Raw genomic sequence first — 23,117 nt, forward strand, 5'->3', positions numbered from 1 at the left:
GTTCATAGAGTAATTACTAGACAAGCGCTGGAGGGATTCAAATCATGAGAAAAAAACGCAGAAACCGTCAAATTGTCGTTGCAGTAAACGGTGGAAATGCGCTCAAGGGCATGTTTTTGTTTATGACAAGCCTTATCGTTATTTTCGTATTATCGGGTGTGCTCACATCGCTTCGCCCTGAACTGAGGCTTTCTTCGGATTCTCTTCACGGAATTGCCGGAGAACTTCCGGGTGACGCGTTTGCACACCTCCTCGGTATGGAAAATCATTATTTCGCCTCAGAGCTTCCTGAAAAAGACTCTTTTCAGCTGTCCCGGCTTTCCTTAAAACTGGCGACAAGTATTAATATGGAAGACCCGCGGAGTTTCTTGGGACGTGAGCTGCCGGGATTTGCCCAATACGATACGGAGATCCTTCTGGCGGGGCAGGGGACGGATTATACGAATATGCCTGCTGAATCTCCGCCGCCGTCAAAGGTGATGGAAAAAGAAAAAGAAGTGAACCTGGCAGAAATCGAAAACAAAACGAAAAAAGAAGAAACGGCGCCGCCGAAACATTCAACAGGCAGCAAAAAAGTCGTTTTTATTTACCACACTCATAATACCGAATCCTATCTTCCTCTGTTAAAGGGGGAAACAAATCCGGATAACGCCCGCCATTCGAAGGCCAATGTCACGCTTGTCGGAGATATGTTCGGAAAAGCGCTTGAAGCGCAAGGTGTAGGAGCGACCGTAGATAAAACCGACATTCAGGCCCGCCTGAACAAAGACGGCTTAAATTATGCGCGAAGCTATGACGAATCAAGGCCGGTCGTAAAAAGCGCGCTCGCCAAAAATAAAAACCTGCAATATACCATAGACATTCACCGGGATTCCCGCCGCAAGAAAAATACGACAGCCGACATCAAAGGAAAAAGCTATGCCAGAGTCGCCATCGTGGTCGGCAAAAAAAGCGCTAATTTTGAAGAAAACTATAAACTCGCAAGTGAACTTCATAAGCTGATGGAGAAAAAATACCCCGGCTTAAGCGTCGGTGTTTTATCAAAAGGCTCTCCGGGAGATAATGGAGTATACAACCAGGATTTAAACGACAGGTCGCTTCTGCTGGAATTCGGGGGCGTGGATAACAATCTAGAAGAACTGAGGCGCGCATCAGATGCCGTGGCCGATGTGTTCAGCGAACTGTACTGGGATGCAGACAAGGTCAGCTCGCAATCAGGAGAGAAGAAAAAACAATAGAAATCAGGTGATTCGAATGATCCGTTTTACCGGCAAATGCCTGCTGATCGCCATTGTCATGTTTTTCGGCGTTTTGTTCGGCATGCAGCAGGCAAACAGCGGAATGCTTGATATGAAAGGATACAAAGATCCCTCCTTAAAAGGAGCATTCACGCTCGGCGGCGGAGAAGGACAGGAAAAAGAAGCTTCCATTTTGGGGCAAACCGTTACGGCGAAAGATCTGGAAGAAAAACAAAAACAGCTGGAACAGGCGGAAACCTTCAACCTGTTTTCAAAAGCGGGAGAAACCCTTTCAAATACCGTGACGGACTCGGCGCAGGCGATGTACGAGTGGGTTTCGAAACTGAACCGATAGCATTGATGAAGAGAAAAGCGGATGATTCCTTAAAGGAAGCTTTTCTCTTTCTTGTTTTAATTGAATGTTTACAATCCTATTGATATAATCTAAGCTAGTGTATTTTGCGTTTAATAGTAGGAGTGATAGATTGTGACAGATAAAGAAAAGCGTTTAGAGAGGCAGTCAAGAATCCGGAATTTCTCCATCATCGCCCACATAGACCACGGCAAATCGACCTTGGCGGATCGGATTTTAGAAAAAACATCGGCGATCACCCAGCGGGAAATGAAAGAACAATTGCTTGATTCAATGGACCTTGAACGCGAACGGGGAATTACCATCAAATTAAATTCCGTTCAGCTGAAATACAAAGCAAAAGACGGAGAAGAATATATATTCCATCTCATCGACACGCCCGGACACGTCGACTTTACATATGAAGTTTCGCGAAGCCTGGCTGCCTGTGAAGGCGCGATTCTCGTTGTTGATGCGGCTCAGGGAATAGAAGCGCAGACATTGGCGAACGTCTATCTGGCGCTTGATAATGATCTTGAGATTCTTCCTGTCATTAATAAAATCGATCTTCCGAGCGCAGAGCCAGAACGTGTGCGTCAAGAGGTTGAGGACGTTATCGGCCTTGACGCTTCAGACGCCGTCCTCGCTTCAGCGAAAGCGGGCATCGGCATCGAAGACATTTTAGAACAGATCGTAGAAAAAGTGCCGGCTCCCGCGGGAGATCCGGAAGCTCCGCTGAAAGCGCTCATCTTTGACTCGCTTTATGACGCGTACCGCGGAGTCGTCGCGTATATCAGAGTCGTAGAAGGAACGGTCAAACCGGGCCAGAAAATTAAAATGATGGCAACCGGAAAAGAGTTTGAAGTCATCGAAGTCGGCGTCTTCACGCCGAAAGCGCAGCCGGCTGACGAATTGACAGTCGGTGACGTAGGCTATTTGACAGCCGCAATCAAAAACGTCGGCGACACCCGTGTCGGTGATACGATCACGAGCGCGGTTAAGCCTGCGGCAGAAGCGCTTCCGGGTTACCGCAAACTCAATCCGATGGTATACTGCGGACTTTATCCGATTGACACAGCCAAATATAATGATTTGCGCGAAGCTCTGGAAAAACTTGAATTGAACGATTCATCTCTTCAATACGAGGCGGAGACGTCACAAGCCCTCGGCTTCGGTTTCCGCTGCGGTTTTTTAGGAATGCTTCACATGGAAATCATTCAAGAGCGGATTGAACGGGAATTTAAAATTGACCTTATTACGACCGCGCCGAGCGTTATTTATGACGTTTATATGACGGACGGCGAAAAGATCATCGTGGATAACCCGTCAAACATGCCTGACCCGCAAAAAATAGAGCGGGTGGAAGAACCTTATGTCAAAGCGACGATGATGGTTCCGAACGATTACGTCGGAGCGGTTATGGAGCTTTGCCAGGGGAAACGGGGCAACTTTATCGATATGCAGTACTTAGACGCCAACCGGGTCAGCATTGTATATGAGATGCCTCTTGCGGAAATCGTATATGAATTTTTTGATCAGCTGAAATCCAGCACGAAAGGGTACGCCTCTTTCGATTACGAGCTGATCGGCTACAAACCGTCCAAACTCGTCAAAATGGACATTATGCTGAATGCAGAAAAAATTGATGCGCTGTCATTTATCGTGCACCGCGATTACGCATACGAGCGCGGGAAAGTCATCGTCGAAAAATTGAAAGAATTGATTCCCCGCCAGCAATTCGAAGTGCCCGTGCAGGCAGCGATCGGACAGAAAATCGTGGCCCGCTCAACCATTAAGGCCATGCGGAAAAACGTCCTTGCAAAATGTTACGGAGGAGACATCTCGCGGAAACGGAAGCTTCTTGAAAAACAAAAAGAAGGAAAACGCCGGATGAAGCAGGTCGGCTCGGTAGAAGTGCCGCAGGAAGCGTTTATGGCCGTTCTTAAAATGGATGACAGCCCGAAAAAATAACGGAAGCCGCCGCAGTCCCGCGCTGCGGCTTCTTTCTGTAAAGAAGAAGGTGTTTCAAAATGAAATCAGCTTATATTCATATTCCGTTTTGTGAGCATATCTGCCACTATTGCGATTTCAATAAATATTTTATTCAGAGCCAGCCTGTCGATGAGTACTTAAACTCACTCGAAAAGGAAATGATAAATACAATAGAACGGACGGGACGCCCTGATCTCCGCACGATTTTTATCGGGGGAGGCACGCCGACATCGCTCTCACCCGTCCAGCTGGAAAAATTGATGGATTCCATTCACCGCGTGCTGAAACCTTCTGACGGACTCATAGAATTTGCCGCGGAAGCGAATCCGGATGATTTGTCCCCGGAAAAATTAAAAATCATGAAAAATGCCGGTGTCAACCGGCTGAGCTTCGGTGTTCAAACCTTTGAAGATGAGCTTTTACAAAAAATCGGCAGAGTGCATAAACAAAAGGACGTATTCACTTCCTTTGAACGTGCGAGGGCTCTCGGCTTCGACAACATCAGTCTCGATTTGATGTTCGGCCTGCCGGGTCAGACGCTGGCCGATCTTGACAATTCCGTCAAAACGGCTTTGTCTCTTGGTGCGGAGCACTATTCCGTTTACTCGCTGATCGTAGAGCCGAAAACGGTGTTTTATAATTTAATGCAAAAAGGCCGCCTGCATCTCCCGGCGCAAGAACAAGAGGCCGAGATGTATGAAACGGTCATGAGGCAGATGAGTGAAGCAGGCATCCGCCAATATGAAATCAGCAACTTTGCAAAGCCCGGATACGAGTCGCAGCATAATCTGACGTATTGGAGCAATGAAGCGTATTTCGGTTTTGGCGCAGGCGCTCACGGGTATATCAGCGGCACGCGCACCGTCAACGCCGGGCCTGTGAAACATTACATTCAGCTCATCGAAGAAAAGGGGCTGCCTTATCGTGACACGCACGAGGTGATACGTGAGGAGCAGATTGAAGAAGAAATGTTCCTCGGTCTCAGAAAAATGTCCGGCGTACAAAAGCAAGCTTTCCTCGATAAATTCGGACGCTCGGTTGACGAACTGTTTCCCGATGTTCTCAAAGATTTAACCGAAAAAGGCCTGATCTGTGACACGGAAGAATCGGTTGCATTAACGCATGAGGGCAAATTATTAGGAAATGAGGTTTTTGGCGCTTTTTTGGGTGAGTTATAATTGACATTTTTCTTTTGGTTTGTTACTTTTGATATAGAATTAGCACTCGCTGACCTTGAGTGCTAACAGGGGTGATGATGATGTTAACAAATCGTCAGCTGTTGATCCTGCAAGTGATTATTAATGATTTTATACAATCAGCGCAGCCTGTAGGATCAAGAACTCTTTCAAAAAAAGACGAGATTACATTCAGCTCTGCAACGATCAGAAACGAGATGGCTGACTTGGAGGAATTGGGCTTTATTGAAAAAACCCATTCATCCTCAGGACGGATTCCGTCGGAAAAAGGGTACAGGTATTATGTCGATCATTTGCTGTCACCCGTCAAGCTGACAAAAACCGATCTGGATTTAATTCACTCGATATTTAAAGAAAAAATCTTCGAGCTGGAAAAAACAGTCCAAAAATCAGCGCAAATCCTGTCCGACCTGACAAACTACACATCGATTGTCCTCGGGCCGACGCTGAGCGAGAACTATCTTAAACAGATTCAAATCGTTCCGATCCAGCCGGATAAGGCGGTCGCCATCCTCGTCACGAACACGGGGCATGTCGAAAACCGCACCATCAATTTCCCGGCTAAAGTGGATTTGGCCGATATTGAAAAACTGGTCAATATATTAAACGATCGATTAGCGGGCGTGCCGATGGACGAACTGAATGAGCGCATTTTTAAAGAGGTTGTCACATATTTAAGGCAGCATATCGCCAACTATGACAGCATACTTGAATCGCTCCGCTCCACATTCCATCCGGCGGCCCACGTTGAGAAATTGTTTTTCGGCGGAAAGATCAACATGCTGAATCAGCCGGAGTTCCATGATATTGAAAGGGTTCGCTCGCTTTTATCTTTAATTGAAAAAGAGCAGGATGTTCTGAAGCTGTTTCAGTCATCAAAAGCGGGGATTTCAATCAAAATCGGGAAAGAAAACGACTACGAAGAAATGGAAAACTGCAGCTTAATCACGGCCACTTATACAGTTGATACGAAACAGATCGGATCAATCGCGATTATCGGGCCGACGCGCATGGATTATTCAAGAGTCGTCAGCCTGCTGCAGCATGTGACTTCAGACTTGTCAAAAGCATTCACAAGTTTGTATGATGAATAAGGGAATTTTGGCAATCATTTTCAGTCATCTTTTTACAGCATTTGAGGGAGGTGAACACAATGTCAGAAGAAAAACAAACCGCAGAACAGGTTGAAGCAGCAGAACAAGAAGAAGTGACAGAACAGGCAGAACAAGCGGCTTCACAAGAGCAGCATGAAGAAACGGCAGGTCAGGAAGAAGCCCTTCAGCACCAAATTGATGAATTGCAGGGTTTGCTTGATGAAAAAGAAAACAAGCTTTTGCGTGTTCAAGCAGACTTTGAAAACTATAAACGACGCAGCCGCCTTGAAATGGAAGCTGCTCAGAAATACCGTTCTCAAAACGTCGTAACGGAAATCCTTCCGGCTCTCGACAACTTTGAACGGGCGTTACAGGTAGAAGCTGAAAGCGAGCAGACAAAAAGCTTGCTGCAAGGTATGGAAATGGTCCGCCGTCAGCTGATGGACGCACTTGAAAAAGAAGGCGTTGAAGCCATCGAAGCTGTCGGTCAGGAATTTGATCCGAACCTTCACCAAGCCGTCATGCAGGTGGAAGATGAAAACTTCGGCAGCAATATTGTTATCGAAGAACTGCAAAAAGGCTACAAACTGAAGGATCGCGTCATCCGTCCTTCAATGGTAAAAGTGAATCAATAACTACATAGCAGGAGGTAATTCAAAGTGAGTAAAGTAATCGGAATTGACTTGGGTACGACAAACTCATGTGTGGCAGTGCTTGAAGGCGGAGAGCCTACAGTAATCGCCAACGCTGAAGGAAACCGTACGACTCCGTCAGTCGTTGCATTTAAAAACGGCGAGCGCCAAGTAGGGGAAGTGGCGAAACGCCAATCAATCACAAATCCTAACACAATCATGTCTGTTAAACGCCATATGGGTACTGACTATAAAGTGGAAATCGAAGGAAAAGACTACACGCCTCAAGAAGTATCAGCTATTATCCTTCAGCATCTGAAAGCATACGCTGAAAGCTACCTCGGCGAAACAGTTTCAAAAGCCGTTATCACGGTTCCTGCATACTTCAACGATGCAGAGCGCCAAGCGACAAAAGATGCCGGTAAAATCGCCGGTCTTGAGGTAGAGCGTATTATCAACGAGCCGACTGCAGCAGCGCTTGCATACGGACTTGATAAAACGGACGAAGACCAAACGATTCTTGTTTACGACCTTGGCGGCGGTACGTTTGACGTATCTGTTCTTGAACTTGGCGACGGCGTGTTTGAAGTCCGTTCAACTGCCGGTGACAACCGTCTTGGCGGGGACGACTTTGACCAAGTCATCATCGATCATCTCGTAGCAGAATTCAAAAAAGAAAACGGCATTGATCTTTCAAAAGACAAAATGGCGCTTCAGCGTTTGAAAGATGCGGCTGAGAAAGCGAAAAAAGATCTTTCCGGCGTATCATCCACACAAATTTCTTTACCGTTTATCACAGCGGGAGAAGCAGGTCCTCTTCACCTTGAGCTGACACTGACCCGCGCTAAATTCGAAGAGCTTTCCGCTCACCTTGTTGAGCGCACAATGGCTCCTGTCCGTCAGGCTCTTCAAGATGCGGATCTTTCTGCGAGCGAAATCGACAAAGTTATCCTTGTCGGCGGATCAACACGTATTCCTGCCGTACAGGAAGCAATCAAAAAAGAAACGGGTAAAGAAGCGCATAAAGGCGTAAACCCTGATGAAGTTGTAGCGCTGGGTGCAGCGATTCAAGGCGGCGTCATCACGGGAGACGTAAAAGACGTTGTTCTTCTTGACGTTACACCGCTTTCTCTCGGTATTGAAACAATGGGCGGCGTGTTCACGAAACTGATCGACCGCAACACGACAATTCCGACGAGCAAGTCTCAAGTATTCTCAACTGCAGCTGACAACCAAACGGCTGTTGACATTCACGTGCTTCAAGGTGAGCGCCCGATGTCTGCGGACAACAAAACGCTCGGCCGCTTCCAGCTTACTGATATCCCGCCTGCACCGCGCGGCGTACCGCAAATCGAAGTTTCTTTCGATATTGACAAAAACGGTATCGTAAACGTAAGAGCGAAAGACTTAGGCACAGGAAAAGAACAAAACATTACAATCAAATCTTCTTCAGGTCTTTCTGATGATGAGATCGAACGCATGGTAAAAGAAGCGGAAGAAAACGCTGACGCTGATGCGAAGAGAAAAGAAGAAATCGAAGTCCGCAACGAAGCTGACCAGCTTGTGTTCCAAACGGAAAAAACATTAAAAGATCTGGAAGGCAAAGTGGACGAAGAGCAAGTGAAAAAAGCAAACGACGCGAAAGACGCGCTGAAAGCCGCTATCGAGAAAAACGAAATTGAAGACATCAAAGCGAAAAAAGATGAGCTTCAAACAATCGTTCAAGAGCTTTCTATGAAGCTTTATGAAGAAGCGGCAAAAGCGCAGCAGGCTGAAGGCGCAGCAAACGCTGAAGGCAAAAAAGCGGATGACAACGTTGTCGATGCGGAATACGAAGAAGTAAAAGACGACGAAACGAAAAAATAAGTTCTTTCCCGCATGGCTTTAGGCGGAAGAACACACAGCATATTCTGATTCAACAGACAGAAAGTCAAAGTCAGGCATCTCTTGGCTTTGACTTTTTTTCTTGCCCGGGATAAAAGGAATTGAAAAAACATAATTCAAAATGATACAATCTAATTTATGTGAGAAATTCGGGAGAGTGAAGCGAGATGAGTAAGCGTGATTACTATGAAGTGCTTGGGGTAAGTAAGAGCGCTTCAAAGGATGAAATCAAAAAAGCCTATCGGAAGCTTTCAAAAAAATATCATCCTGATATCAATAAAGAATCCGGAGCAGATGAAAAATTCAAAGAGGTAAAAGAAGCGTACGAAGCGCTCTCAGACGACCAAAAACGCGCTCAATATGACCAATTCGGCCATACAGACCCTAACCAGGGATTCGGCGGCGGTTTCGGAGGCGGCGGAGACTTCGGCGGCTTCGGTTTCGATGACATATTCTCAAGCATCTTCGGAGGCGGCACGAGACGCCGTGACCCGAATGCGCCGCGGCAAGGCGCGGATCTGCAGTATACAATGACCCTGTCATTTGAAGACGCGGCTTTCGGAAAAGAAACGATCATTGAAATTCCGCGCGAAGAGAATTGCGAAACATGTAAAGGATCGGGCGCAAAGCCGGGAACAAAGCCGGATACGTGCTCGCACTGCGGAGGTTCAGGCCAGCTGAACGTCGAACAGAACACGCCGTTTGGCAAAGTGGTTAACCGAAGAGTCTGCCACCACTGTGAAGGAACAGGAAAAATCATCAAAAACAAGTGTTCTGACTGCGGCGGCACGGGCAAAGTGAAAAAACGGAAAAAAATCAATGTCACGATTCCTGCCGGTGTGGATGACGGACAGCAGCTGCGCGTTCCGGGCCAAGGTGAACCTGGCGTAAACGGAGGGCCTGCGGGAGATCTGTTTGTCGTATTCCATGTGCGCGCCCACGAGTTCTTTGAACGCGATGGAGACGATATTTATTGCGAAATGCCGTTAACGTTTGCCCAAGCGGCACTCGGAGACGAAGTGGAAGTGCCGACGCTTCACGGAAAAGTGAAATTGAAAATACCTGCCGGCACACAAACCGGCACGAAATTCAGATTAAGAGGCAAAGGCGTTCAGAACGTCCGGGGCTACGGACAAGGCGACCAACACATTGTCGTCCGCGTCGTCACACCGACGAATCTGACAGACAAACAAAAAGACATCATCCGCGAGTTCGCTGAAGTCAGCGGAAACCTGCCGGATGAACAAGAAATGAGTTTCTTTGACAAAGTAAAACGCGCATTTAAAGGCGAGTAATGATTGGATAGGAGTTGGTAGTTTTGAAATGGTCCGAAATCAGCATTCACACAACACATGAAGCGGTCGAACCCATCTCAAATATTTTGCATGAAGCTGGTGCGAGCGGGGTTGTCATCGAAGATCCGCTTGATTTAATGAAAGAGCGTGAGAATGTTTACGGGGAAATCTACCAGCTCGACCCCAATGATTACCCCGATGAGGGTGTCATTGTCAAAGCGTATCTGCCGATTAACAGTTTCCTCGGCGAAACGGTGGACGGCATTAAAGAGACGATTAATAATCTGCTTTTGTACGACATTGATTTAGGCAGAAACACAATCACCATTTCTGAAGTTAATGAAGAAGAATGGGCGACAGCTTGGAAAAAGTATTATCATCCGGTGAAAATTTCTGAAAAATTCACGATCGTACCCACATGGGAAACGTACACACCCGTGAATACCGATGAACTGATTATCGAAATGGATCCGGGCATGGCATTCGGTACGGGAACGCATCCGACAACCGTTCTGTGCATTCAGGCGCTTGAGCGTATCGTTCAAAAAGGCGACCATGTCATTGATGTCGGCACCGGTTCAGGAATTTTAAGCATCGCGGCCGCCATGCTTGAGGCCGAATCGGTTCATGCATATGACCTTGATCCGGTCGCTGTTGAAAGCGCGCGTCTGAATCTAAAATTGAACAAAGTGAGTGATACGGCCGAAGTGAAGCAGAACAATTTGTTAGACGGCATCACGGGCGAACATGATGTCATTGTCGCAAATATTTTGGCGGAAGTGATTCTCCGCTTTACATCACAGGCGTACGACCTGCTCAAAGACGGAGGCCATTTTATTACTTCAGGCATTATCGGCCAGAAAAAACAGGAAGTAAAAGAAGCGTTGGAAAAAGCCGGCTTTACCATCACAGAAATTCTGTCTATGGAAGATTGGGTCAGCATCATCGCGAAAAAATAACAGTTAGTAGGTGTCACAGCGTATGCAACGATATTTTATCGAGCTCACGAAGCAGGAGATGGACGAAACTCCCGATTTTCAAATTACGGGGGAAGACGTCCACCATATAGCGAACGTCATGAGAATGAGTGCGGGAGACCGGATAATCTGCTGTTCGAAAGACGGCCATGAAGCGTTATGCCTGCTCAAAGCGGTTTCTAAAGATCATATATCATGCAGCATTGCTGAATGGACGGGTGAAAACCGTGAACTGCCTTTGAAGATCAGGATTGCCAGCGGCCTTCCGAAAGGCGATAAGCTTGAATGGATTATCCAAAAAGGGACCGAGCTGGGGGCTAGTATGTTCATCCCCTTTCAGGGCGCCAGATCCGTCGTTAAGCTAGACGACAAAAAGGCAAAGAAAAAGCGGGAGAGATGGGCGAAAATCGCGAAGGAAGCGGCGGAGCAATCGTACCGCAATGAAATTCCCGAAGTGAAAACCGTTTATACGTTCCGGCAGCTGCTTGAAATGGCGGAGAATGTCGATAAATGTGTCGTTGCATACGAGGAGTCATCAAAGCAGGGAGAAACGGGCGCTTTCGCCGCGGAGCTTAAAAGCCTTCCGCAAGGTTCGTCTCTTTTAATCGTATTCGGCCCTGAAGGCGGTCTGACTGAGTCTGAAGTTCATCAGCTTTCAGAAAAAGGCGCCGTCTTATGCGGCCTCGGACCGAGAATTTTACGGACTGAAACTGCGCCTCTTTACGCGTTAAGCGCAGTTTCCTATCATACAGAGTTATTAAGAGGTGATCAGTAATGGCAACTGTTGCTTTTCATACCCTTGGCTGCAAGGTCAATCATTATGAAACAGAAGCAATCTGGCAGCTGTTTAAAGATGCGGGTTATGAACGAAAAGAATTCGAACAGACAGCAGATGTATATGTCATTAATACATGTACGGTAACAAACACGGGAGATAAAAAAAGCCGTCAAGTCATCAGACGGGCGATCCGCCAAAATCCTGACGGCGTCATCTGCGTAACAGGGTGCTATGCGCAAACCTCTCCGGCAGAAATTATGGCCATACCGGGTGTTGACATCGTCGTCGGCACGCAGGATCGTGAAAAAATGCTCGGTTACATTGAGCAGTACAGGGAAGAGCGTCAGCCGATCAACGGCGTCGGCAATATTATGAAAGCACGCGTGTTTGAAGAGCTGGATGTTCCCGCTTTTACTGACCGCACAAGAGCGTCGTTAAAAATCCAAGAGGGCTGCAACAACTTCTGTACGTTCTGCATTATCCCTTGGGCGCGCGGTCTGCTTCGTTCCCGCGATCCGGAAGAAGTCATTAAACAGGCGCAGCAGCTGGTGGATGCCGGCTATAAAGAAATCGTCCTGACGGGGATTCATACGGGCGGCTACGGCGAAGATATGAAAGATTATAATTTCGCCAAGCTTCTCCGCGAGCTTGATACACGTGTAGAAGGACTGAAGCGGATCAGAATTTCATCTATTGAAGCAAGCCAAATCACTGATGAAGTGATTGAAGTGCTGGACGCGTCTGATAAAATCGTCCGCCACCTTCATATCCCGATTCAGTCAGGATCAAACACCGTTCTGAAACGGATGAGACGCAAATATACGATGGAATTTTTCGCGGACCGTTTAAATAAGCTGAAAGAAGCGCTGCCGGGTCTTGCTGTCACATCTGATGTCATCGTCGGTTTCCCGGGTGAAACGGAAGAAGAATTTATGGAAACATACCGGTTCATTAAAGAACATAAGTTTTCAGAGCTTCACGTATTCCCTTACAGCAAACGCACCGGAACACCTGCGGCCAGAATGGAAGACCAGGTTGACGAGAACGTGAAAAACGAACGGGTGCATAAGCTGATTGCGCTGTCTGACCAGCTTGCCAAAGAATACGCCTCCGATTATGAAGGAGAGGTTCTGGAAATCATTCCGGAAGAGGCGTTTAAAGAGTCTGATGAGGACGGCATGTTCGTCGGCTATACGGACAATTACATGAAAGTCGTCTTCAAAGGCACGGAAGATGTAATCGGCAAACTTGTCAAAGTCAAAATTCAAAAAGCGGGCTATCCGTATAATGAAGGACAATTCGTCCGCGTCGTTGAGGATGAAATGACCCGGAACATGCGCATGTCTTCATAACAGATAAAAAAACCGGTGCCTTCCCGCATCGGTTTTTTTACGGTTTCGGAGGAATCATCCTGTCAATCAGCCGGTAAAACAAATGTGTGAACGGCAGAAACAATAAGGCGGTGACTACGTTAAATAACAGGCTGAAATGCGCAATCATCTGCGCGGGATCATCAGACAAGCGCTCCGTAATACCTGCTGATGCAGACAGGAAGGGAAAGACGAGCAGCACGCCGAGAATATTAAACACTACGTGAGCACCGGCGGTCTGTCTGGCGGCATAACCGCCTGAAACAGCAGCCATGACGGCCGTGACGCATGTCCCGATATTAGATCCCAGAACGACGCTGACCGCTTGTTCAATGCCGATCACCCCTTCGTTCATAAAACTCATCAAAATGCCGATGCAGACGGAGCTTGAATGAATGATTGCCGTCAATATCATACCGATAAAAAGAGCGGACCAGCTCGAATCATTCACATGGCGCAAAACCTCCGCCCCCGCCTTCATTTCTGTCAGCGGAACGGCAAGTCGGCTGAAGCATGTGATGCAAAAAAAGATGATGCTGAGACCGAGGAAGCTTATACCGATCTGCCTGAACGGATATTTACGGATGAGGATAAACACAAGGCCTCCGATAAAAAGCACCCAAATGAGCACATCCATCTTTATGGCTAAAAACTCCGTCGTAAATGTGGAGCCGACATTCGTGCCGAGAATCATCGGAATGGTCCGTTTAAAAGATAAAGCGCCTGCGCTGACAAAGCCGATGACAATGACCATGAAGGCTGAGCTGCTCTGAAGAAAACCGGTGAATATGATGCTTATGAGAAAAGCTTTCAAAGGGTGGTCGGTAAATAAGAGCAGGCTTTTCTCAATTTTTGAATACGTTAATGCGATCAGGCCCTGCCTGAGCAGGCTCATTCCGAGTAAAAAAAACAGGATAAGTGCGGTAAAGAGAATCAGTATTATCAAACGAAACACCCCTTTCCATCATTATATAGACAAGCAGCCTTATTCATGACGGAAAAGTGAGCTCGCTTAGTTGACCTGACTGATGGCTTATATTATAATGTCAAAGTACATGTTTATATATGTATCTTTTTAAAGGTAGTCGATTGGTGTATTCGGAGGGAGGGAAAGAGAATGTCAAAAACGGTCGTTAGAAAAAACGAATCGCTTGAAGATGCTCTTCGTCGCTTCAAACGCAGTGTATCAAAGACAGGTACTTTGCAAGAAGCAAGAAAGCGCGAATTTTATGAAAAACCTAGCGTAAAGCGCAAGAAAAAGTCAGAAGCTGCTAGAAAACGCAAATTCTAAAAGAGGGTGGATTTATGAGTCTTCTTGAGCGACTTAACCAAGATATGAAGCTGTATATGAAAAGCCGTGAGAAAGACAAACTGACTGTCGTTCGAATGGTGAAAGCTTCACTTCAAAACGAAGCAATTAAGCTTAAGAAAGACAGTTTGACCGAGGATGAGGAACTTACTGTCCTATCTCGTGAACTTAAGCAACGTAAAGACTCCCTCCATGAATTTTCAAACGCTGATCGTTTAGATTTAGTAGATAAAGTTCAAAAAGAGCTGGACATTTTAGAAATTTATTTACCGAAGCAGCTTTCTGAAGAAGAGCTGCAGACAATTGTAAATGAAGCCATCGCTGAAGTCGGTGCGAGCTCCAAAGCGGACATGGGCAAAGTGATGAGTGCTATTATGCCTAAAGTAAAAGGTAAAGCTGACGGCAGCGTAATTAACAGACTTGTCAGCAGTCAATTATCTTAATTGACAAGAAAAAAGACATCTTTCCTAGAGAGATGTCTTTTTTTATACATAAAAAATGAAACTAAAGTACATTTGTTACGTATATAAAGAAGAACGAAACGGGAAGGAGGGTATATTTGCCTTGTTCCGAAAAAAAACCGGAATTGCTGTTGCTCTATTGGGCTTATTTGTATTATCTTTATTAGGGGTTCAATTGAACGCGAAAGCTGATCATCCATCGGTTTATGTCATCCCGGTTGAGAAAAATGTCGAACAGGGGCTCGCCTCGTTTTTATCGCGTTCTTTCAAAGAAGCGAAGGAGTCCGGCGCGTCACACATTATTCTTGACATCAATACACCGGGAGGCGCCGTTCAATCAGCCTTGGATATTGCGGATATCATCGGCCGCGCGGATGTGCCTGTTACCGCTTACGTTAATAAACGGGCGCTTTCTGCCGGAGCGTATATAGCGCTTCAGGCAGATGAAATCTATATGGCGCCGGGCGGAAAAATGGGTGCCGCAGCCATCATTGACGGAAAAGGAAACGCGGCGGACAAAAAGGCTCAATCACTGTGGCATGCAGAAATGGAGGACGCAGCGGTTAAAAACAACCGAAATCCGAAATACGCCCTGGCTATGGCTGATCCCGCCATCAATGCAAAGGAAGCGGGCGCCCCAAAGGGAAAACTGCTGACACTGACAGCTGAAAAAGCCAAGGAAGTCGGATATTCGGAGGGCACGGTTTCAAACCTTGATGCTTTATATACAAAGCTCGGTTTTGACAAAGCGGATGTTCACCATGCAAAAGAAGGTTTCGTCGGCAAACTGGGCAGATGGCTGACAAATCCGTTTGTTGTCCCCGTCTTATTAACGCTTGCTTTGCTTGGTTTGACCATTGAATTGTTCTCGCCGGGCCTCGGGATACCGGGTGCCGTCGGACTGACGGCCATGCTGCTGTTTTTCACCGGGCATATCGCTGCCGGATTCGCCGGCTATGACAGCGTATTCTTATTTTGCGCGGGATTGGTTTTTATCCTTTTAGAGATATTTCTGCCCGGAGGCATAATCGGTCTTATCGGTATTGCAGGCGTCATCGCGAGCCTCTTTCTCGCTGCGGGCAGCTTTACCGTAATGGCGGTTTCTCTCTTGATCGCCATTGCTGTGTCTATTACAGCCTTTATCATATTAACAAGGGTGTTGGGGAAACGAATGAAATTCTTTAAAAAATTAATATTAACTGATTCAACAAGCACGGAGAGCGGTTATGTTTCAAATCAGAACCGGACGGAGCTGTTGGGGAAAGTCGGCATTACCGCTACAGCCCTCAGACCGTCAGGCACCGTCATTATTGATGATGAACGTCTGGATGTCGTCTCGGAAGGATCGTTCACTGAAAAAGACAGACAGGTGAAAGTAGTGAAAGCGGAAGGCTCACGCATTGTCGTGAGAGAAATATAGATGATAACCTTGAGGAGGAATTAGATGGAACTGTCAAGTTTGGCGATTTTAGCAATAGTTGCAGCTGCCATAATCGTGTTAGCCATATTCTTCACCTTTGTACCGGTGATGCTATGGATTTCGGCGCTTGCGGCAGGAGTCAGAATCAGCATTTTTACTTTGGTCGGAATGAGGCTGCGGCGCGTCATACCAAGCCGCGTTGTCAATCCGTTAATTAAAGCGCACAAAGCCGGCCTATCCGCAACAACAAATCAGCTCGAAAGCCATTATCTGGCCGGTGGTAATGTCGACAGGGTGGTCAATGCCCTGATTGCGGCACAGCGCGCCAATATTGAGCTGACATTTGAACGCTGCGCAGCCATTGACCTGGCCGGGCGTGACGTATTGGAAGCCGTACAGATGAGCGTCAATCCGAAGGTCATTGAAACACCGTTTATCGCGGGTGTCGCCATGGACGGAATTGAAGTAAAAGCAAAAGCCAGAATCACCGTAAGAGCCAATATCGAGCGCCTTGTCGGAGGAGCGGGAGAAGAGACGGTTGTCGCCCGTGTCGGAGAAGGGATTGTCTCGACAATCGGTTCCTCGGGTAATCATAAAAAAGTGCTGGAAAACCCTGATATGATTTCGCAGACCGTACTTGGCAAAGGGCTGGATTCAGGCACCGCCTTTGAAATTCTTTCGATTGACATCGCCGACGTTGATATCGGCAAAAACATCGGAGCGATTCTTCAAACGGATCAGGCAGAAGCAGACAAAAACATTGCGCAGGCCAAAGCCGAAGAGCGCCGTGCCATGGCGGTCGCCCAAGAGCAGGAAATGCGCGCTCGCGTAGAAGAAATGCGTGCAAAAGTCGTGGAAGCAGAAGCCGAAGTGCCGCTTGCGATGGCAGAAGCGCTGCGTGAAGGAAACATCGGCGTCATGGACTATATGAACATAAAAAATATCGACGCGGATACGGACATGAGGGATTCTATCGGCAAGCTGACGAATGACCAGCAAGATGAAGACCAACAATAACCTCTCTATTAAGGAGGGAGCCGCTATATGCACGAGATTCTGACAAATCCGCTCGTCATTGCCGCCGTCATCGGCATTATATCGGCAATATTCGGCAAGAAAAACAAAGATGAAAAACGGCCGCCGGGTACACGTCCCGAAAATCAGGCAAAAAAGCAGGATCAAAAACAGCCGCAGAAAGAGCATAAGCCGGAAGCGGAAGAATTGCCTGCCGTTTCAGAAGAGAACCCTTTTGAGCAAAAAAGAAGGGAAGCTGAAAAGCGCCTAGCGGAGACGGAGCAGATGTTTAACGGGCTTGAACATAAGCTGACATCTCAACGCGCACGAAACGCATCTCTGAAGAAATCAGCCCTCAAAATAAATAAAGAAACTGCGGTCCAAGGCATTATATTCAGTGAGGTTTTGGGTCCGCCCCGTGCAAAAAAACCGCATCGGACCATGCGGAACATCGGTAAAAAATAAAGTGTTAGAACCCCTTTTCAAATCATACATATGAGATGAAAGGGGGTTCTTTTTTTATGGGGCAAAGAAAGAATCGTGTAAAGGCATGGCTGACAAGAGCATTGGAAATTCCCCCGGACGTTATGATGGATCTGCCTCGTATTACGATGGTCGGCAGACTTCATATCTACATAGAGAATCACAGAGGCCTCCTGCTGTTCAGCGAAGAAGAAGTCAGGCTGATGCTCAAGCAGGGGCAATGTATCATATCAGGAAAAAACTTGGTCATTAAGGCAATCCTTCCAGAGGAAATCCTTTTGGAAGGCACGATAGATCACGTACGATATGTCGATTCATAAAGCCGGGGGGAAATAATGTGAAAAACAAATGGCTGTCATTTTTTTCAGGTAAAGTCCAAATGGAAGTCAAAGGAAAAGGGATTGAACGGCTGCTGAATGAATGCACGAGAAACGGAATCGCCATCTTTGCGGTGAAAAAAAAGCAAGACTGTGTTCTGCTGATGATTCAGCTTCAAGATGTACATGCTTTCAGAAGAGTCATCAGAAAACATGAATGCAAAGCAAGCTTTACAAAAAGAAAGGGTCTTCCCTTTCTGCTTCTCAAATCAAAATTAAACCTGGGCTTCACTGCGGGATTTGTGATGTTTTTCGTTATATTGTTTCTTTTGTCCAACATGATTTGGGACATTGATATTAAAGGGGCCAAGCCCGAAACCGAGCATCAGATGGTAAAGCACCTTGAAGAAATCGGTGTGAAAAAAGGCCGTTTGCAATTTTTAATGATGACGCCGGAGAAAATTCAAAAATCATTAACAAACGGCATTGATAATATTACGTGGGTCGGTGTGGAATTGAACGGGACAGCCCTTCATATGAAAGTGGTCGAAAAAAACGAACCGACAAAAGAAAAGTACGTGAGCCCCCGCCATATCGTTGCCAAAAAGAAGGCGGTCATCAAAAGGATGTTCGTGCAAAAGGGGCAGCCGATGGCTTTTGTGAACGATCACGTTGACAAAGGACAGCTTCTCGTCTCAGGACTGATCGGAAATGAAGACCGGAAAGTCGCCTCAAAAGCGGAAATTTACGGAGAAACATGGTACAAGTCTGAAGTAACCGTGCCTCTTGAAACATCATTTACGCTATATACGGGTAAAGTAAGGACGAAGCACAAGCTGTCTTTCGGATCATGGGGCGTGCCTTTTTGGGGCTTTGAATTTAATGAGGAGCCGCTGAAACATCCGAAAACAGAGGAAGAAAAGCACCCGTTTCAATTTCTGGGGATGAAGCTTCCGGTGTCTTACGTTCAAGAACAGACAAGAGAAAGTGAAACAACCGTGCGGACTTATACGAAAGGCGAAGCGGTTCAGGCCGGTATCAAAATGGGAAGACAAGATGTAGAAAAGCGATTAAACGGCAGCGGAGAGGTGGAAAGTGAAAAAGTTTTGCACCAATCCGTTGAGAATGGTAAAGTAAAGTTGATTATTCTCTACCAAGTTATAGAAGATATCGTTCAAACCACACCTATTGTTCAGGGAGACTAAAGAATGGCAGAACATTTACTTGCGATTAATCACAAACTGAAAAGCCCGGACGAAGCACTTTCTTTGTTCGGCAGCCAAGATGCCTTTTTACATTTAATGGAGAAGGATCTGGGCATTAGCCTCATCACACGCGGTGAAACCATTTACGTTTCCGGGAATGATGAAACATTTGAGATCGCTGACAGATTATTGGGCTCGCTCCTTACTTTAATTCGCAAGGGGATCGAGATTTCGGAACGTGATGTGCTGTATGCCGTGAAAATGGCAAAAAAAGATGAACTGGACTATTTTGAAAGCATGTATGAAGAGGAAATAACGAAAACGGCAAAAGGCAAACCGATCCGTGTCAAAACCCTCGGCCAAAGAGAATATGTGGCGGCGATGAAGAAAAACGACATGGTGTTCGGCATCGGGCCGGCGGGAACCGGCAAAACTTATTTGGCGGTCGTAAAAGCGGTGCATGCTTTAAAAAACGGCCACATTAAAAAAATCATTTTAACAAGACCCGCTGTGGAAGCCGGCGAGAGCCTCGGTTTTCTGCCCGGAGATTTAAAGGAAAAAGTAGATCCTTATCTGCGCCCGCTGTATGACGCGCTCCATGATGTGCTCGGAAGCGACCATACGGAGCGTCTTATGGAAAGAGGGGTTATCGAAATCGCCCCGCTTGCCTATATGAGAGGGCGGACGCTTGACGACGCGTATGTGATTCTTGATGAAGCCCAGAATACCACTCCCGCTCAAATGAAAATGTTTTTGACGAGATTGGGTTTTGGCTCTAAAATGATCATTACGGGCGACGTAAGCCAAATTGACCTGCCGAAAGGCGTCACATCGGGACTTGCAGTAGCGAAGGATATGCTGAAGGACATAAACGGCATCTCCGTGATTGAACTTGACCAGACAGATGTGGTCAGGCATCCGCTTGTTGCAAAAATTATTGAAGCTTATGATAAGCAAAAGTAATGCGAAAATGACCCGATCTCCCGTTATCGGGTCATTTTTATATGATGTGTTCCTGATGTTTCAGGGAGGAGGTTCTTGTTTTGAAAAAGAAGGGAAAGGGCAAAAGCGCCCGGGAACGGTTCCGCAGTTTCAGACATGCCCGCTCAGCCCATGTGCTGCTGTACCTGCTGCTTTCAGCGATCATGTTTGGTTTGCTCTTTATTCATGTAAAACCTGAATCACTTAATTTGGATTTGTTTTCAGTCAGTGATAAGACGATTTACGCGCCCGCCACAGTGGAAGATCAGCAGGCGACGGAATCGAAAAAACAGGCGGCCGAAGATGCGGTGGAAGATCAATACACTCTGAAAAAAGGCTATACCGACAACCGGCTTGACCTGATCACTTCCATTTTTGACAGCATCGGCGAAGTGAAAAAAGATGCGGAAAAAGACAAAAAGTCACCTTCGGAAAAATCACTGGTCAAATCGGTGAAAAACAAGCTGACACAGGATGTCAATGAATCCGTCTCGGAAGATGCCATTAAATCGCTTCTCCATGCAAACAATGAAGATTTCTCATTTGTGAGGGATTCCGTCATTACCGCGGTGAATACGGTGATGAGCAGTGAAATTCCTTCTGAAAAGCTTGCCGAAGCGAAGGATAAGGTCGCAAAAGAGCTCAAAAGCGCTTCTGTGCCGTCAAAATATTTAGCGGCTGCGACTGAAATCGGAAAATACGCGGTCATCCCGAATTACGTATTTGATCCGAAAGCGACGGATGAAAAACGCCAGGAAGCGTCAGACAGCGTCCAGCCGGTACAGATCAAACAGGGACAGGTTCTCGTGGAAGAGAATGATCTGATCGACCGGGAAGTATACAGGAAGCTTGAACTGACGGGGCTTTTGAATAATTCCAACCTGTTAAAACCGATCAGCGGTCTGCTTCTGATGATCGGGCTGTTTATTGCCACGCTTGTCTACTATTTTGAGAAACAGCAGCAGGAGCTTAAGCTGAAAAATAAATCTCTTTTGCTGTTTTCTATCATTACAACGCTTATTCTCGTCATTATGGAAGTCGTCAGTCTCTTTCAGAAGATTGAATACACCAATATCGGCTATCTTGTGCCGATCGCCGCCGGCGCGATTTTAATCAGGCTGCTGCTCAATGAAAGGCTCGCCATTTTAGGAAGCATCATTCTGGCGATCTGCGGCAGTATGATGTTTAATCAGGGTGTGACGGGAACATTTAATTACGTCATCGGCATTTACTATTTAATCAGCAGCATTTCAGGCATTCTGTTTTTGGGGAAACACAATGCGAGATCAAAAATATTGCAGGCGGGACTGTTCGTCTCATTTATTAATATGATTATCGTGCTGTCGCTTTTATTAATACAAAATACGGCGCTGTCACCTGTTGAAATCGGAACGCTGATGCTGATGGGGGTCGTCTCGGGACTTGCTTCATCCGTTTTAATTATCGGTCTGATGCCGTTTTTTGAGACGGGATTCGGCATTCTTTCAACGATGAGGCTGATTGAACTGTCTAATCCGAATCATCCCCTGCTTCGAAAGATTTTAACGGAAACACCCGGTACATATCATCACAGCGTCATGGTGGCAAATCTGTCGGAAGCGGCTTGTGAAGCCGTAGGGGCAAACGGTCTTTTGGCACGGGTCGGAGCGTATTATCACGATCTCGGCAAAACGAAACGTCCGCAATATTTTATTGAAAATCAGATGAATATGGATAATCCGCATGACAAGCTGTCTCCGCAGCTCAGCAAAAATATCATTATCGCACATACGACAGACGGTGCGAATATGCTCAGAAGCTATAAGTTTCCGAAAGAGCTTGTGGATATCGCGGAGCAGCATCACGGAACGTCCCTTTTAAAATTCTTTTATTATAAAGCGAAAGAAAAGGGCGACCAGATTACAGAGAAAGAGTTCCGCTACCCGGGGCCGAAGCCGCAATCGAAAGAAGCGGCTATTATCTCAGTGGCCGACAGCGTTGAAGCCGCCGTCCGTTCCATGCATAATCCCAATCCCGAGCGGATCGAAAAACTGGTGCGGGGAATTATATCCGATAAGCTTCAGGACGGACAATTCTCAGAATGTGATCTCACGTTCCGAGAACTGGATACGATCGCCAAAACACTATGTGCGACTTTAAAAGGAATTTTCCACTCCCGGATTGAATATCCGGAGGCTACGAAGAAGGTGAAATAAATGGGTTTACTCATAGATATTGTTGATGAAACGAACAGCGTCTCAGCTGATGCGCTCCAAGAAGTGGAGAAGCTGCTCCAATTCGCGGCGGAAAAAGAAGGCGTTCAGGATCAGGCTGAAGTATCGGTCACGATTGTGACAAATGAAGAAATCAGAGAAATCAACAGAGACTACCGGGGAAAAGACACTCCGACTGACGTCATTTCGTTTGCGCTTGAAGAAGAAGGCGAAGACGAGGTTGAAATCGTAGGCGCCGACATGCCGCCTGTTTTAGGAGATATTATCATCAGCGCAGACAGAACGAAAGAGCAGGCGGAAGAGTACGGCCATTCGTTTATGAGAGAGCTCGGTTTTCTGGCCGTGCACGGCTTTTTGCATTTGCTTGGCTATGATCACATGACAAAAGAAGAAGAGGAAGAAATGTTTTCAAAGCAAAAGGATTTGCTGGATGAGTATGGACTCACGAGATCATAAAAATGAGTGGAGCAGGTTCCTGAAGAGCTTTGTCCATGCATGGAGGGGAATCTGGAAAACGGCGCGGTCAGAGCGGAATTTTCAATTTCATATTACCGCGGCCTGCGCCGTTATCGTTTGCGGTTTTCTCACCGGGCTGAGCACAGCCGAATGGGCCGTTGTTTTGGTGCTGATCGGAGGGATGCTTGCTTTGGAGCTTTTAAATACGGCGATAGAGCATGTTGTGGATTTAGTTACCGATCAGTATCACCCGCTCGCAAAAGCGGCAAAGGACGCGGCCGCCGGAGCCGTTTGCGTCTTTGCCGTGATATCGTGTATCATTGGTTTACTCATCTTCCTGCCGAAGATATGTTAGCAGAAGATTCTTACAATTATTTTACATTGCCAAAAATGGGCGTGAAAAATCGATCATAATTATGTAAAATAAAAGTGACAGCGGTATCATACAGG

At 46.6% G+C, this 23,117-nt stretch carries 22 protein-coding genes and 1 pseudogene; 22 read left to right on the forward strand and 1 reads right to left on the reverse strand.

The genetic code is table 11. The annotated features are described in order from the left end of the window. Nucleotides 1–44 precede the first annotated feature (44 nt). The 11 genes from spoIIP to mtaB all read left to right on the forward strand — a co-directional run bounded on the left by spoIIP (nucleotide 45) and on the right by mtaB (nucleotide 12,790). The gene (gene spoIIP, locus MJQ52_RS18880) at nucleotides 45–1,238 is read left to right on the forward strand and encodes a stage II sporulation protein P (protein ID WP_013352939.1); all 1,194 of its coding nucleotides are present in this window, start codon (nucleotides 45–47) and stop codon (nucleotides 1,236–1,238) included. Between the two features lie 16 nt (nucleotides 1,239–1,254). Next, on the forward strand, nucleotides 1,255–1,593 hold the full coding sequence (locus MJQ52_RS18885; protein ID WP_007408270.1) for a YqxA family protein: 339 nt from the start codon (nucleotides 1,255–1,257) through the stop codon (nucleotides 1,591–1,593). A 132-nt stretch (nucleotides 1,594–1,725) separates the two neighbouring features. Beyond that, the gene (gene lepA, locus MJQ52_RS18890; protein WP_013352938.1) at nucleotides 1,726–3,561 is read left to right on the forward strand and encodes a translation elongation factor 4; all 1,836 of its coding nucleotides are present in this window, start codon (nucleotides 1,726–1,728) and stop codon (nucleotides 3,559–3,561) included. 59 nt (nucleotides 3,562–3,620) lie between these two features. Beyond that, on the forward strand, nucleotides 3,621–4,760 hold the full coding sequence (gene hemW / locus MJQ52_RS18895; protein WP_094247718.1) for a radical SAM family heme chaperone HemW: 1,140 nt from the start codon (nucleotides 3,621–3,623) through the stop codon (nucleotides 4,758–4,760). A gap of 80 nt (nucleotides 4,761–4,840) precedes the next feature. Beyond that, nucleotides 4,841–5,872 (forward strand): heat-inducible transcriptional repressor HrcA, encoded by a 1,032-nt coding sequence (gene hrcA / locus MJQ52_RS18900; protein ID WP_017418176.1) that lies wholly within the window; start codon nucleotides 4,841–4,843, stop codon nucleotides 5,870–5,872. Nucleotides 5,873–5,931: 59 nt separating this feature from the next. Further along, the gene (grpE, locus tag MJQ52_RS18905; protein ID WP_003152892.1) at nucleotides 5,932–6,507 is read left to right on the forward strand and encodes a nucleotide exchange factor GrpE; all 576 of its coding nucleotides are present in this window, start codon (nucleotides 5,932–5,934) and stop codon (nucleotides 6,505–6,507) included. A gap of 24 nt (nucleotides 6,508–6,531) precedes the next feature. Then, a complete protein-coding gene (dnaK, locus tag MJQ52_RS18910; RefSeq protein WP_003152893.1) occupies nucleotides 6,532–8,370 on the forward strand; it encodes a molecular chaperone DnaK in 1,839 nt (612 codons plus the stop codon). A 185-nt stretch (nucleotides 8,371–8,555) separates the two neighbouring features. Further along, complete coding sequence (gene dnaJ, locus MJQ52_RS18915) at nucleotides 8,556–9,683, forward strand: molecular chaperone DnaJ (protein WP_003152895.1); 1,128 nt, start codon at nucleotides 8,556–8,558, stop codon at nucleotides 9,681–9,683. A gap of 23 nt (nucleotides 9,684–9,706) precedes the next feature. Then, nucleotides 9,707–10,642 carry a 50S ribosomal protein L11 methyltransferase gene (prmA, locus tag MJQ52_RS18920; RefSeq protein ID WP_077722610.1) on the forward strand — a complete coding sequence of 312 codons (936 nt, stop codon included), beginning with the start codon at nucleotides 9,707–9,709 and terminating at the stop codon, nucleotides 10,640–10,642. Between the two features lie 22 nt (nucleotides 10,643–10,664). After that, nucleotides 10,665–11,435 (forward strand): 16S rRNA (uracil(1498)-N(3))-methyltransferase, encoded by a 771-nt coding sequence (locus tag MJQ52_RS18925; protein WP_094247719.1) that lies wholly within the window; start codon nucleotides 10,665–10,667, stop codon nucleotides 11,433–11,435. Further along, nucleotides 11,435–12,790: a tRNA (N(6)-L-threonylcarbamoyladenosine(37)-C(2))-methylthiotransferase MtaB gene (gene mtaB, locus MJQ52_RS18930; RefSeq protein WP_014305444.1), complete on the forward strand. Its 1,356-nt coding sequence runs from the start codon at nucleotides 11,435–11,437 to the stop codon at nucleotides 12,788–12,790. The genes MJQ52_RS18925 and mtaB overlap by 1 nt, the downstream gene beginning before the upstream one ends. A 37-nt stretch (nucleotides 12,791–12,827) precedes the next feature. Here the strand turns inward: mtaB and MJQ52_RS18935 are convergent, their stop codons facing one another. Next, on the reverse strand, nucleotides 12,828–13,754 hold the full coding sequence (locus tag MJQ52_RS18935) for a Na/Pi symporter (RefSeq protein WP_070082128.1): 927 nt from the start codon (nucleotides 13,752–13,754) through the stop codon (nucleotides 12,828–12,830). Nucleotides 13,755–13,925: 171 nt separating this feature from the next. Between MJQ52_RS18935 and rpsU the strand changes: the two genes are divergently transcribed. From rpsU to MJQ52_RS18990, 11 genes and pseudogenes are all read left to right on the forward strand, one after another. Beyond that, the gene (rpsU, locus tag MJQ52_RS18940; protein ID WP_003152957.1) at nucleotides 13,926–14,099 is read left to right on the forward strand and encodes a 30S ribosomal protein S21; all 174 of its coding nucleotides are present in this window, start codon (nucleotides 13,926–13,928) and stop codon (nucleotides 14,097–14,099) included. Between the two features lie 14 nt (nucleotides 14,100–14,113). After that, nucleotides 14,114–14,560, forward strand: a complete 447-nt coding sequence (locus MJQ52_RS18945) for a GatB/YqeY domain-containing protein (RefSeq protein WP_094247720.1) — start codon at nucleotides 14,114–14,116, stop codon at nucleotides 14,558–14,560. Between the two features lie 121 nt (nucleotides 14,561–14,681). Continuing rightward, entirely contained in the window at nucleotides 14,682–15,998 is a 1,317-nt protein-coding gene (locus MJQ52_RS18950) for an NfeD family protein (RefSeq protein WP_046559884.1), read from the forward strand. Nucleotides 15,999–16,022: 24 nt separating this feature from the next. Continuing rightward, complete coding sequence (floA, locus tag MJQ52_RS18955; protein WP_003152961.1) at nucleotides 16,023–17,015, forward strand: flotillin-like protein FloA; 993 nt, start codon at nucleotides 16,023–16,025, stop codon at nucleotides 17,013–17,015. 27 nt (nucleotides 17,016–17,042) lie between these two features. Next, the gene (locus MJQ52_RS18960) at nucleotides 17,043–17,477 is read left to right on the forward strand and encodes a hypothetical protein (RefSeq protein WP_070082126.1); all 435 of its coding nucleotides are present in this window, start codon (nucleotides 17,043–17,045) and stop codon (nucleotides 17,475–17,477) included. Between the two features lie 56 nt (nucleotides 17,478–17,533). After that, nucleotides 17,534–17,815 carry a sporulation protein YqfC gene (gene yqfC, locus MJQ52_RS18965; RefSeq protein ID WP_003152966.1) on the forward strand — a complete coding sequence of 94 codons (282 nt, stop codon included), beginning with the start codon at nucleotides 17,534–17,536 and terminating at the stop codon, nucleotides 17,813–17,815. 17 nt (nucleotides 17,816–17,832) lie between these two features. Continuing rightward, nucleotides 17,833–19,057 (forward strand): annotated as a pseudogene (yqfD, locus tag MJQ52_RS18970) (sporulation protein YqfD). After that, entirely contained in the window at nucleotides 19,021–19,980 is a 960-nt protein-coding gene (locus MJQ52_RS18975) for a PhoH family protein (protein WP_003152970.1), read from the forward strand. The pseudogene yqfD and the gene MJQ52_RS18975 overlap by 37 nt, the downstream one beginning before the upstream one ends. Nucleotides 19,981–20,060: 80 nt before the next feature. Then, complete coding sequence (locus MJQ52_RS18980; RefSeq protein WP_015387990.1) at nucleotides 20,061–22,193, forward strand: HD family phosphohydrolase; 2,133 nt, start codon at nucleotides 20,061–20,063, stop codon at nucleotides 22,191–22,193. After that, the gene (gene ybeY / locus MJQ52_RS18985; RefSeq protein WP_003152973.1) at nucleotides 22,194–22,667 is read left to right on the forward strand and encodes an rRNA maturation RNase YbeY; all 474 of its coding nucleotides are present in this window, start codon (nucleotides 22,194–22,196) and stop codon (nucleotides 22,665–22,667) included. Continuing rightward, nucleotides 22,648–23,022: a diacylglycerol kinase family protein gene (locus tag MJQ52_RS18990; RefSeq protein ID WP_003152974.1), complete on the forward strand. Its 375-nt coding sequence runs from the start codon at nucleotides 22,648–22,650 to the stop codon at nucleotides 23,020–23,022. The genes ybeY and MJQ52_RS18990 overlap by 20 nt, the downstream gene beginning before the upstream one ends. The last annotated feature ends 95 nt before the right edge of the window (nucleotides 23,023–23,117 follow it).

The sequence above is a fragment of the Bacillus sp. jun7 genome, from assembly GCF_051034795.1.
GTDB lineage: Bacteria > Bacillota > Bacilli > Bacillales > Bacillaceae > Bacillus > Bacillus velezensis.

What these genes read in the sequence shown, in the direction of transcription:
- spoIIP (WP_013352939.1), top strand. Translation starts at nt 45, where the DNA reads ATGAGAAAAAAACGCAGAAACCGTCAAATTGTCGTTGCAGTAAACGGT.
- MJQ52_RS18885 (WP_007408270.1), top strand. Translation starts at nt 1,255, where the DNA reads ATGATCCGTTTTACCGGCAAATGCCTGCTGATCGCCATTGTCATGTTT.
- hemW (WP_094247718.1), top strand. Translation starts at nt 3,621, where the DNA reads ATGAAATCAGCTTATATTCATATTCCGTTTTGTGAGCATATCTGCCAC.
- hrcA (WP_017418176.1), top strand. Translation starts at nt 4,841, where the DNA reads ATGTTAACAAATCGTCAGCTGTTGATCCTGCAAGTGATTATTAATGAT.
- grpE (WP_003152892.1), top strand. Translation starts at nt 5,932, where the DNA reads ATGTCAGAAGAAAAACAAACCGCAGAACAGGTTGAAGCAGCAGAACAA.
- dnaJ (WP_003152895.1), top strand. Translation starts at nt 8,556, where the DNA reads ATGAGTAAGCGTGATTACTATGAAGTGCTTGGGGTAAGTAAGAGCGCT.
- MJQ52_RS18925 (WP_094247719.1), top strand. Translation starts at nt 10,665, where the DNA reads ATGCAACGATATTTTATCGAGCTCACGAAGCAGGAGATGGACGAAACT.
- mtaB (WP_014305444.1), top strand. Translation starts at nt 11,435, where the DNA reads ATGGCAACTGTTGCTTTTCATACCCTTGGCTGCAAGGTCAATCATTAT.
- rpsU (WP_003152957.1), top strand. Translation starts at nt 13,926, where the DNA reads ATGTCAAAAACGGTCGTTAGAAAAAACGAATCGCTTGAAGATGCTCTT.
- MJQ52_RS18945 (WP_094247720.1), top strand. Translation starts at nt 14,114, where the DNA reads ATGAGTCTTCTTGAGCGACTTAACCAAGATATGAAGCTGTATATGAAA.
- floA (WP_003152961.1), top strand. Translation starts at nt 16,023, where the DNA reads ATGGAACTGTCAAGTTTGGCGATTTTAGCAATAGTTGCAGCTGCCATA.
- MJQ52_RS18960 (WP_070082126.1), top strand. Translation starts at nt 17,043, where the DNA reads ATGCACGAGATTCTGACAAATCCGCTCGTCATTGCCGCCGTCATCGGC.
- yqfC (WP_003152966.1), top strand. Translation starts at nt 17,534, where the DNA reads ATGGGGCAAAGAAAGAATCGTGTAAAGGCATGGCTGACAAGAGCATTG.
- MJQ52_RS18975 (WP_003152970.1), top strand. Translation starts at nt 19,021, where the DNA reads ATGGCAGAACATTTACTTGCGATTAATCACAAACTGAAAAGCCCGGAC.
- ybeY (WP_003152973.1), top strand. Translation starts at nt 22,194, where the DNA reads ATGGGTTTACTCATAGATATTGTTGATGAAACGAACAGCGTCTCAGCT.
- MJQ52_RS18990 (WP_003152974.1), top strand. Translation starts at nt 22,648, where the DNA reads ATGGACTCACGAGATCATAAAAATGAGTGGAGCAGGTTCCTGAAGAGC.